Here is a 9,371-nt window from a genome sequence, read left to right on the forward strand (position 1 = left end):
CCCGCCATCCCACCACCTGAACCGTTTGCAACAGGGATTCGTCCCTGTTTGCTTTTTTATTTGCCATTAAAAGAGGTAAATCATGGGTATCATCGACTGGCTCATCCTGATCGGGCTGGCCCTGGCGGCCTTTCAGGGCTTTCGCAGGGGCCTGGCGGCCACGCTGGTCCGCATCGGCGCGGCCATCGCGATCTTTCTGCTCATCGGGCAGGTTTTTCCGTTGCTGAAAAACGGCCTGATCGAAAACCTCAAGCTGGGCCTGGTTCCGGCCACCCTGCTGGCCGCGCTGCTGATCATCGTGGCGGTGGCGGTGCTGGTGGGCATCATCAACCACATCTTCAAGAAAGTCCTCAAGGCCACCCGGCTTTCTGGCCTGAACAAGTTTCTGGGCCTGATCTTCGGCTTCCTGAACGGGCTGGTGGCGGTGATCGTGCTGATGGTGCTGCTGGACTACGCCCCGAAGCTCTCCACTCCCCTCAAGGACGGCGCCAAACACCCTGTTTACGCCGCCGTGGACACCTTCAAGGAAGATCTCTTCACCACCCTCAAGTTTGGGGAACGCGACCGCTTCCAGCAGATCAAGGCGAAGCTCAAAAAGGAAGACAACCAGCCCCAGAAGACGCAATGAACGCCCCGGAGCTATACGCGGACCTGGAATACGCCCGGCTGGCGGAACAGGTGGCCGCGCTCTGCCACAGCCAGCTGGGAAAGGACCTCGCCGCCGGCCTTGCCCCCCTGTCCGAAAGGAGGGTCATCGAGGCCTCGCTGCGCCTGGTGGGTGAGCTTCAGGAATGTCTGGAACACGGCCTGGAAAAGGACCTCAGCGATCTGGCCGACCTCGGCCCCCTCTTCCGCGAACCCCAATATTCCCTCTTTGCCTACGAGGAATTCCGCCTCGTCTGGCTCAACGCCCGCCTGGCCAGCGGGATCGCCGCCTCCGCCTCAGCCCTGGAATCCTTCCCCACCCTGCGCCGCCTCTGGCTGAAGGTCACCGCCCTGGACTGGATCTGCGAGCGCTTCGACCGCGTGTTCGATCCCGAGGGCGAGGTGCTGGATTCCGCGTCGCCGGAACTGGCCCGCATCCGCAAACGCCAGGCCTCCCTTCAGCGCGGGATTATGAAGACCATGCAGGGGATGCTGGGCGATCCCCGCCTCGAGGGCTATCTCCAGGACAAATTCATCACCCGCCGCGACGACCGCTATGTCCTCCCCGTGCGCGAAAGCGCCGCCCCTTACGTGCCCGGGATCGTGCAAAGCCAAAGCGGCAGCGGCTCCACCCTCTTCATCGAGCCCCAGTCCGTGGTGCCGCTGAACAACGAACTCCAGCTGCTGAAGCAGGAGGAAAAGCGCGAGATCTTCCGCATCTTCAGCGAATTCACCGCCCAGATAAAGGACCAGGAGAAGACCCTGCTGGCCAATCAGGAGGCGATGGCCGCCCTGGATTTCCGCTCTGCCTGCGCCAGATTGTGCCGCTTTCTGAAGGCCGAAGTGCCCCGGATAGTGGAACAGCCTGTCCTGAAGCTGCGCTCGGCCCGCCATCCCCTGCTCATCCTGCGTCTCGGCCGGCCCGCGGAAGTGGTGCCCTTCGATCTTGAGCTCGGCCAGGAAGCCGCCATCGTGCTGCTCAGCGGCCCCAACACCGGCGGCAAGACCGTGCTGATGAAAGCCGCCGGTCTGCTCACCCTGATGGCCCTCTCCGGCCTGCCCATCCCCGCGGATGCCGACAGCGAGATCGGCCTCTTCAGCCAGGTTTTTGCCGACATCGGCGACGACCAGAGCATCGAAAACGCCCTCTCCACCTTCAGTTCCCACGTGAGCAAGATCGGCCGGATGCTCGCCCAGGCGGATGCCAACAGCCTGGTGCTCATCGACGAGATCGGCGCCGCCACCGACCCCCAGCAGGGGTCCGCCCTCGCCCAGGCCATCCTGGAACGCTTCACGGACCTCGGCTGCAAGGCCATCGTCACCACCCACTACACCGCCCTCAAGATCTTCGCCGAAACCCATCCCGCCTGCCTCAACGCCTCCATGCAGTTCGACCTGAACAGCCTCACCCCCACTTTCCGCTTCGCCCCCGGGATCCCCGGCGACAGCTTCGCCATCGAGGTGGCCTCCTCCCTGGGCCTGCTCCCGGAGCTCATCGACCGCGCCAAAACCCTCAGCGGCAGCCAAAACCTCGAATTCACCGAACTCCTGAAGAAGATGCAGGCCGAAAAGAAGGCCCTCGGCCGCGCCTCCTACGAATATCAGCTCAAAACCCGCAACCTCGAGGCCAAACTGAAGGAACTGGAAGGCCGCGAAGGCGCCCTCGAAGCCGAGCTCAAACAGCGCAAACAGAAGTTCATCAAAGAGCTCCAGGGCGAGCTCATCGCCCAGCAAAAGCTTTACCAGCAGGAACAGGACAGCCTCCGCAAACTCGACCGGGATGAACGCAAAGCCCTTTCGGAAAGGAAATTGCATGAGATCTCCGGCAGATTGCAGGACATCCGCGAGGAACTGGCCGCGGCCGGAACCGGCAACCAGCCCAAAGCCCGCGACCCCCGGCCCGGAGACCGCGTCTGGCTGGCCAGTTTCGAAACCGAGGCCATCCTCCTGGAGATCCGCGACGGCAGCGCCAGCGTGGACATGAACGGCATCAGTTTCCGGGTGCCGGCGGAAAGCCTTTACCAGGCGCCCGACCGCCCCCGCGACCGGGATCCCCAGCCTCTGCCCACCACTCACGCCACCTACAGGGCCGCCACCGAGCTCAAGCTCCTCGGCCTCACTTTCGATGAGGCCCGGCCCCTGATCGACGAGTTTTTGGACAACGCCACCCTCGCCGGCCTCCACAGCCTCCGGATCGTCCATGGCAAAGGCACCGGCGCCCTCAGGGGCAAGGTGCGCGACTATCTGCAAAGGAAAAAAACGGTGCTCTCGCTCGACACGCCCGTCCCCGCCGAGGGCGGCAGCGGGGTCACCCTGGTGAAGATCTAGATGGATAACAGCCTCATCGAACAGGTCCGCCGCGCCAACGACATCGTTGACGTGATCCAGGGCTATCTGCCCCTCAAACACGCGGGCGCCAACTGGCGCGGGATCTGCCCTTTCCATCAGGATACCAACCCCTCCCTGAACGTGAGCCCCTCCCGCCAGATCTTCAAATGTTTCGCCTGCGGCAAAGCCGGAAACGTCTTCACCTTCGTGCAGGAATACGAAAAGCTCACTTTCTTCGAAGCGCTTAAAAAACTCGCCGCCCGCGCCGGGATCACCATTCCGGAATCCGACCGCACCAAAACCGTCTCCACCAAGCGCGACCAGCTGCTCCAGGTTTACACCACCGCCCGGGATTTCTACGCGGAAAACCTCTTCAAACACGGCCAGAAGGTGCTGGATTACCTCCAGAAACGCTCTTTCAGCCCCGCCACGGCCAAGTCCCTCGAGCTCGGCTTCGCCCTCGCCAGCGAAAAAGCCCTGCTCAACCACCTCCTCAAGGAAGGCCATTCCGTCTCGCTGCTCAAGGAATCCGGCCTCTTCGGCAACTATTCCGGAAACCTGGTGGATTTCTTCCGCGGACGCCTGATGTTTCCCATCCACAACAACATCGGCGAGGTGATCGCCTTCGGGGGACGCGTGCTGGAGGAGGGCGCCCCCGGCGGCAAATACGTGAACACCGCCGGCACCGAGCTCTACACCAAGGGCCGCGAACTCTACGGCCTCTTCAAGACCAAATACGAGATCTCCAAGGCCGAAAACGTGCTCATCAGCGAGGGCTATTTCGACTTCCTGCGGCTCTACGAGGCCGGCTTCCTCAATTCCGTGGCCTCCCTCGGCACCGCCCTCACCGACGACCAGGTCTGGCTGCTAACCCGCTATGCCACCCGTGCCAATTTGCTTTACGACGGCGACGCCGCCGGCATCAAGAGCGCCGTCCGCGCCGCCCTGCTCTGCCTCTCCAAAGGGCTCGAGGCCCACATCGTGGAACTGCCCAAACAGCACGATCCGGACAGCTTCATCCTCGCCGAAGGCCCGGACGCCCTTCGGGAAAGGATCGCCGCCGCCCGCAGCGTGATCCGCTTCCTGGCCGAAACCCCCTCCAAAACCCCCGCCGGCGAACGCGTCGACACCATCCTGGACGCCGTCCGCGCCCTCAAGGACCCCGTCCGCCGCGAACTGCTGGCCCGCGACATCGCGGAAGCCTTCGGCATCTCCAGCCGCGCCGTCTTCTCCAAGCTCCGCCGCACCACCGCCGCCCCCGAGGAACCCGCCCGGCTCTACACCGTGCCCACCCTCGAGGAACACGCCGAGGAGCGCCATCTGCTCATCCTCGCCCTCCAGGACCCCGAATCGTTCAATTTACTTGCCGAAACCCTTACACCGGATTATTTTGTGAATAGATCTTACCGCGAGCTCTTCAAATATCTGGCCGCCCACGTGGCCGCGGATGCCGTTGCCGAGCCCGCCAAACTTTTGGATAACATTGAAAATAAGGATTTAAGGGACCTCTTGGCAGACTTTCTCTTCGCCGACCTGCAGGACATGCGCTTCAGCGACGTCCTGAGCCAGGTGCGGATGCGCAAGCTCCAGCGCGACATGCTGGAACTCGACCGCAAGATCCTGGCCGACCCGGCCGACCTCTCTCTCCTCGCGGAGAAGAAAAAGCTCTCCCAAGCCTTCAACCGCCTCACTAAAAAAGTGGTGCGCGGCCTTCTCACCTGAGGGTCCCGCCTCGCAAGGAGCATTAATGATCACTTACAACGAATGCCTGAAGAAACTCGTGGAGCTGGGAAAAGACACCGGCTACATCACCTTTAAGCAGATCAACGACATTCTGCCCAGCAGCCCCTTCTTCCTGGACAAGGTGGACGACATCATCTTCGACCTCCGCCAGGACGGCATCGAGATCATCGACGAAACCGAAAAACGCCTCACCAAAGGTGCCTCCGTCCGCAAACCCGCCCCGCCCAAAAAATTCAAGACCAAACGCTTTTACGACGACCCCGTCCGCATGTATCTCCGCGAAATGGGCCGCGTCCCGCTCCTGGACCGCGAAGGCGAGGTCCGCGTGGCCCAGAAGATCGAAACCTACCAGAAGATGATCAACCAAAACGTCTTCAAATCCGGCTCCACCCTCCGCGAAATGTACAACTTCCTCCACCGCTACCGCGAACGCCGCGTCCGCCTCGACCAGATCTTCCGCGTGGACATCGGCACCTGGATCGATAAAAAACAGGACGTCCTCATCGTTGACCAGTTCCGCGACCTCCTCAAGGCCAACGACGCCGTCTTCGAAAAGATCGGCATCATCCTCGACAACTGCGACTACGACGACTCCGGAAACGCCTCCCGCCAGGAAGAGATCGACGCCCTCAGAAACCAGATCATCGCCAACTTCAACCTCCTCACCTACAACGAAAAGCTCATCAAACGCATGGTTTACCGCGTCCGCTCCCTCGTCGAACGCATCGAGGAAAGCTACAACAGCATCACCGACCTCACCCGCATCAAACGCTATACCATCGACGAGATCTGCACCTACGGCCGCCGCGCCAAAAAATCCGACGAGGATTACGAGGAAGTCCGCGCCGAAACCAAGATCGATCCCGAGGTCTTCATCGAAACCCTGCGCAAGATCAAAAACGCCCGCCGCAAGATCCGCCGCGTCGAGCTCGAAACCAAGATGACCGGAAACGACCTCGTCTTCCTCCTCCGCGAGATCGACCGCGCCGAACGCAACAAGGAAAAGGCCCAAAACGAAATGATCGAGGCCAACGTCCGCCTCGTCATCTCCATCGCCAAACGCTACAACAACCGCGGCCTCGAATTCCTCGACCTCATCCAGGAAGGAAACACCGGCCTCATGCGCGCCGTGGAAAAATACGACTACCGCAAGGGCTACAAATTCTCCACCTACGCCACCTGGTGGATCCGCCAGGCCATCACCCGCGCCATCGCCGACCAGGCCCGAACCATCCGCATCCCCGTCCACATGATCGAATCCATCAACAAGATCAACCGCACCGCCCGCCGCCTCCAGCAAAAACTCGGCCGCGACGCCTTCCCCGAAGAGATCTCCGAAGTCCTCGACATGCCCCTCGACAAGGTCAAATCCATCCTCTCCATCTCCAAGGAACCCGTCTCCCTGGACAAACCCATCGGCCACGACTCCGAAGACTCCATCCTCGGCGACTTCATCGAAGACCGCACCATCATCAGCCCCGAACGCCTCGCCGAACGCTCCCTCCTCAAAAAACAGGTCGATGAGGTCCTCAAAACCCTCACCACCCGCGAGGAACGCGTCATCCGCCTCCGCTTCGGCATCGACGACGGCTACCACCGCACCCTCGAAGAGGTGGGAAACATCTTCCAAGTCACCCGCGAACGCATCCGCCAGATCGAGGACAAAGCCCTCAAAAAACTCCGCCATCCCTCCCGCGCCGCCGTCCTCCAGCAATTCATGGACAATTTTAATGTAAAATAGTTGCGACGTCATAGCGAATTATAATTAGTTATATAGAGCAGTCACTTAGGCTGCTCTTTTTTTGTCTTGACAAGTACCACACTATAGAAAATTTGTGTTACTTTATTCACGGGTGTGTTACTCGAGGCCTTTCAGTAACGCCAAAAACCAAAAACACTGATTAGGAGTGAACAATGGGACGAAAGAAGGGCAAATCAAGAAATATTTACGACAAAATGCTCGACAAACTGAACTACTGTAAGAGGATAAAAATCCGCATCAGACCACTGGCTTCCGGGGGATACTCAGTATTCCTTGCGATATCAATCAATCGGAAATGGAAGTACGAGTTTTTGAAGCATATGAGGCTCATCGCCAATACAGAGCATTTGGAGCAGGATAAGAATACCATTTTGTTGGCCGCTGCCATCAGAGATAAGCGAGAGTTGGAGCTGTTACAGGATGGTGAAGTTCATCTCTATGCCTGGAAGGCCAAACAGAGCTTTATCGAGTACTTTGATGCAATAACCAAAACTAAAGCCCATCCATGTAACTGGACCAATACCCATAACATGTTAATGGCCTATACCGGTGGTTCCTTAACCTTCGGTCAGATAGATTATAGCTTCTGCAGGAGCTTTGTGGACTTTATGCTGACTAAAGTTTCCCCCAATACGGCCCATGTTTATTATGGAACCTTCAAAGCAGCTTTGAATCAAGCCGTGCTCGAGGGCATTATCCAGAGCAATCCCGGGAACGCCATAAAAATAAAGCGACAGCAACTGGAAACAAATTATCTCACATTGAGAGAGCTGAAGATCCTAAGGGAATCTCTTTGTAACCATCCCGTCATTAAAACCGCTTTTATTTTTTCGTGTTTTACGGGCTTGAGATATTCGGATATTGTTACCCTGGAGTGGAAAGACATTGAGGATGGAGCTCTGATCAAGCGGCAGGAGAAAACCAAGACATTTGTACGCGTTAAACTGGCAGAGACAGCGCTGGAGATTTTGGAAGAGCAGAAAATTCTCGCCGAGGAATACCCCCACGACAAAATATTTGAGCTTCCTGTGAATCATTATACCAATGAGATGCTGAGGCTTTGGATAAACATGTGTGGGATTAACAAAAAGATCACTTTCCACTGTGCCAGGCACACTTTTGCCACAATGTGCCTGACTCATGGTATCGACATCTACACAGTTTCAAAGCTTATAGGGCATCATGACGTGGCAAATACCCAAAGATACGCCAAACTAACGGATCAAAAGAGGGACCAAGAGATTGATAAGCTCCCTAAACTATAATGACTTAAAACGCTAAATGTCTTTTCCAAACAGTGACGTAACTCTCTCTTGCCAGATCTTCAGATCATCCTCTGAAGAGTAACTAACCAGAGATCTGGATAACCCGTAGTTGCTACCAGCATCATTTAAGTGTAATGAGACTATTTCCTTCCAACAAGGATTATATTTTTGGTAGTCGTCAATATCTGCTTGAATCGTACTGTAGTTCAACTTTAAGTGCTTACAGGCAGATTTGAGGCTCATCTCTGATTCTGATGATTCTTTTCGAATCAATGCTCTTTTAGAATGGGAATTTCTCCGGGTTGGGTTCGGTTCCTTGAGTGCTAAAACTATTTTGAGCCTTTGCAGATTGTTATCCCTGAATAAAGTGGGTAATTTATGGCGGAAACGTACTCCTGATATAGCCACAGTGAGCGCCGCCAGGCGGAGGTAAGCCCGGTAGTTGATATAACGTGTGTAGGTACGCCCCTTTCTTAATGATCCATCAAGTCCCGCACTGGTAGACCGGAGTATTGATCTATCAACCTGGTCTATTATCAGCTCCCTGTACGTTTTATGGAATTCGTCTATGGTTAATGATGGCAAAAAATCTGAATCATAAAGATTATTAATAGCTTTAAATAGCTGTTTGGTATTCTCCCATGTCAGTTTAAATTCCTGTGGATACTTTGACTGAGGCCCAATCACAACTTCTTCGGGATTGATGTTGCTGTTTATAGTTTCCTCTATCTGATCCGCTGGTATGCCTTGCTGGGAGGCCACAAAAGCATATAGAACGTTTGCGCTATCCCGACTATAATGATCATCATGTTTTCCGGCTGGAACTCCTTTGTTCATAAATCTGGTATCATGATACAGATCCCATATAAACAGGAAGGAAAGCGATACAAAGGTCAGCGCCAACTCAATAATATCACGATTTGACATTTCTCTTAGAGAAATATTTGCCCACTTGGTAATCATGTTTTCGAGAGTGTTCCTGGTAAACCCCTCTGTGTCGTCAAGGCGGTTTAGTGGCGGTATCTCAACCATTAGGAACACGCCACCACGGAGTTGTCGGATGTCACCATGGAATTTTATAGAACATTTGTAAGTAGCCATGTTGTGGACCTGATCTGGATGTTGTGGAGGGCTTTTAATCCACTTTTCAAGACGTTTGTTCTGAACCTGCATGCATGTTTTTTTACATTCTGCTGAACATAGTTCACAAAACTCTCCAAGAGCCTTCATGTAAATCTCCAAGCACTCAAACTCGCACTTCTCTTTGTGGCGGCAATGCGCACAATGTAAACTCACATCGTTGGATAAAGACAACAACCATTCGCGGCACGGATAGGAACCATGGGGGCCAGCAATCAGATCAGTTTGTAAATATGGGATATGCTCAAGGTAAAGCCGCATCAATTCATTCATACGAGTTCGCTTTCCCTTCATCTTCAAGATAAGCTCCTTCGTTGGGGCGCTTAGAAAAGCCCAAAACTCAGCGTTCATTATATATCTCAAGACCTTTGCGTAATACCAAATAGTCCAGCTTTCCAGGATCTACTTTGTAGTTATCCACAATTTTTTCAAATATTCTCAACATGAACCCTGAAAAAGCTCAGTTATCCACACATTTTGCGCTTTTT

At 55.4% G+C, this 9,371-nt stretch carries 6 protein-coding genes; 5 read left to right on the forward strand and 1 reads right to left on the reverse strand.

The genetic code is table 11. From position 1 onward, the window contains the following. The first annotated feature begins 82 nt into the window (after positions 1-82). The 5 genes from LHW45_03555 to LHW45_03575 all read left to right on the forward strand — a co-directional run bounded on the left by LHW45_03555 (position 83) and on the right by LHW45_03575 (position 7,743). Positions 83-628, forward strand: a complete 546-nt coding sequence (locus LHW45_03555; GenBank protein MCB5284653.1) for a CvpA family protein — start codon at positions 83-85, stop codon at positions 626-628. Further along, a complete protein-coding gene (locus LHW45_03560) occupies positions 625-2,973 on the forward strand; it encodes a Smr/MutS family protein (protein MCB5284654.1) in 2,349 nt (782 codons plus the stop codon). The genes LHW45_03555 and LHW45_03560 overlap by 4 nt, the downstream gene beginning before the upstream one ends. Further along, entirely contained in the window at positions 2,974-4,695 is a 1,722-nt protein-coding gene (dnaG, locus tag LHW45_03565; protein MCB5284655.1) for a DNA primase, read from the forward strand. It begins immediately after the preceding gene. Between the two features lie 25 nt (positions 4,696-4,720). Continuing rightward, entirely contained in the window at positions 4,721-6,457 is a 1,737-nt protein-coding gene (gene rpoD / locus LHW45_03570) for an RNA polymerase sigma factor RpoD (protein MCB5284656.1), read from the forward strand. Positions 6,458-6,630: 173 nt separating this feature from the next. Then, the gene (locus tag LHW45_03575) at positions 6,631-7,743 is read left to right on the forward strand and encodes a site-specific integrase (protein ID MCB5284657.1); all 1,113 of its coding nucleotides are present in this window, start codon (positions 6,631-6,633) and stop codon (positions 7,741-7,743) included. A 12-nt stretch (positions 7,744-7,755) separates the two neighbouring features. Here the strand turns inward: LHW45_03575 and LHW45_03580 are convergent, their stop codons facing one another. Further along, positions 7,756-8,973, reverse strand: coding sequence for a hypothetical protein (locus LHW45_03580; protein ID MCB5284658.1), 1,218 nt, complete (start codon positions 8,971-8,973; stop codon positions 7,756-7,758). Between the last annotated feature and the right edge of the window lie 398 nt (positions 8,974-9,371).

This window comes from Candidatus Cloacimonadota bacterium, from assembly GCA_020532085.1.
Lineage (GTDB): Bacteria > Cloacimonadota > Cloacimonadia > Cloacimonadales > Cloacimonadaceae > Syntrophosphaera.